At 66.8% G+C, this 2,158-nt stretch carries 2 pseudogenes; one reads left to right on the forward strand and one right to left on the reverse strand.

What is annotated here, in order from left to right:
• Positions 1–1,216: 1,216 nt before the first annotated feature.
• Positions 1,217–1,843, forward strand: a pseudogene (locus HMPREF0975_RS17320) (transposase); the annotation flags it as partial.
• 82 nt (positions 1,844–1,925) lie between these two features.
• On the opposite strand, the pseudogene HMPREF0975_RS15595 reads toward HMPREF0975_RS17320, so the two are convergent.
• Positions 1,926–2,158, reverse strand: a pseudogene (locus HMPREF0975_RS15595) (IS256 family transposase); the annotation flags it as partial.

Here is a 2,158-nt window from a genome sequence, read left to right on the forward strand (position 1 = left end):
CGCCGAGCGTCACGGTGCCGGTCACGTGGCCCGCTGCACCGTCGAACGCCTCATGGGCGACCTGGGTCTGCGCGGCGTCCGCCGCGCCAAGTCCCCGCGCACCACGCGCAGCGCGCCGCGAGAGCAGTGCCCGGCCGACCTCGTCAAAAGGCATTTCAGCGCGTTCAGGCCAAAAGAGCTATGGGTCGCCGACATTCCCCCGCAAGCGGGAGGTGCCCCTCCTATGTACGCACCCTCTCCGGGTAGGTCTATGTGGCTTTCGTCACTGACGTGTACTCCCGGAGGATCATCGGCTGGCAGACCACCTACCGGCCAGTGTGCACCGACCTGGCCCTAGACGCCCTCAAGATCGCCGTCTGGCAACGAAAGCGAACCGGGGCCAACCTGACGGGCCTGGTGCATCACTTGCGACCGTGGGGTGCAGTACAGGTCTATTCGCTACGGGCAGGCCCTGTCCGACTGCGAGGCGGTCGCCTCGGTGAGTTCCAAGGGCGACTCCTTTCGGCTTCGCCCTGGCCGAGGCACTCAACTCGCTGTACAAGGCCGAGCTCATCCTTTGGCCAGGGCCCTTGGGAGGACATCGACACCGCCCGTGCTCGCCACCGCCGAGTGGGTCCACTAGCCTCGAGTTTTCATCGTCGGGGTGTTGAAGATGGGGTGAAGGTGTCGCTTCGCCTGGAATAATGCGGGTTGCTGAGATCCGAGAACTCCAGGGGAAGGACACCTTCGTGGTGAAGAATAGCGGGTTGTACCCGGTTGTGGGTGTGGAGTCCGGGGATGTTCCTGCGGTGGGGCTGGCCGGGGCGAGGCTGCTGACCGAGACGAGCAGGGTCACGGGCCTGGGCGACGAGCTTTCACGGGTCCTGTCTGCGTGGCGGCGGTCGTGGTCGGTGCACGACCCGGGCAAGATCATCTTGGATCTGGCGGTGTGCGTGGCCCTGGGAGGTCGGTGCCTGTCGGACCTTTCGCTGCTGCGGTGCGACAAGGAGGTCTTCGGGCCTGTTGCGACCCGACGGTCTCGCGACTTGTGGGGACCCTGGCCGACCACGTCGAGGCTGTCGAGGCCGCCGAGGCCGGGCCCGCAAGACGGTGCGGCAGCGGGTGTGGGACCTGGCCGGCGAGCACTCACCAACGGCTGGAATCAGCGCTAAGCGTCCGTTGGTGATCGACCTCGACGCCACCCTGGTGGGCGTCCACTTGCGAGAAAGAGGGGGCGGCCCCGACCTTCAAGAAGGGGTTCGGCTACCACCCCCTGACCGCATGGTTCGACCACGGCACTGGCCAAGGGGCCGGTGAGTGCGCGGCGCTCGTGCTGCGTCCTGGAAACGCGGGTTCGAATACCGTCGCCGACCACGTCGAGATCATCCGCCGGGTACTGGACCAGGCCGGGCTCGGCCCCAGACCCGGTAGAAAGGTGCTGGTGCGCATCGACGGGGCCGGAGGTACGAAGGAGACTATTGAGTTCCTGGCCCGTCGGCGGGTGTCCTACAGCGTGGGGTTCATGCTTCCCGAGCACACGCCGCAGATCTACGACACCATCCCCGAGACCGCCTGGGCCCCGGCCTACAACGCTGACGGCCAGCCCAGGGATGGTGCGGACGTCGCTGAGACCCGCCGACCTGCTGGACCTGACCGCTTGGCCCAAGGGGATGCGGGTCAACCGTGCGCCGAGAGCGGCCCCATCAGGGCGCCCAGCTGCGCTTCGAGGACGTGGGCGGCTACCGGCCCACCGCCTTCGCCACCAGCACGAGGGTGGGTCAGCTCGCCGATCTCGAGGTGCGCCACCGGCTGCGGGCCCGCTGCCAGGGGACCGTATCCGCTGTGCCAAGGACACCGGGCTTGACCGCTTTCCCTTGCAGGGGTTTGCGGCCAACCGGGTCTGGTGCCTGAGATCGTGGACCTGTCCAGTTTTCTGTGTAAGCGTTTTACAGGTAGGGGTTGATTCGGTCGGGGTAGGCGGTGGTGAGCTGGGCCAGGGCCTTGTTCCAGTCGGTGGTGATCTGTCCTTCGACGAGCTTGCCCTTGGCCCTGCGCTTGGATGCTGGCAGTCCTTTCTCCTTGTCGCGTTCTCGGGCTCGCTTGTCCACAGGTGTCGCAGATCGCCAGCCACAGCAGCCTGATCACCGCCTCATCGGAGGGGAGTGGCCGCGGTTCTTGG

Origin of the sequence: Actinomyces sp. oral taxon 849 str. F0330, from assembly GCF_000239715.1 — a bacterium.
Classification (GTDB): Bacteria; Actinomycetota; Actinomycetes; order Actinomycetales; family Actinomycetaceae; genus Actinomyces; species Actinomyces johnsonii.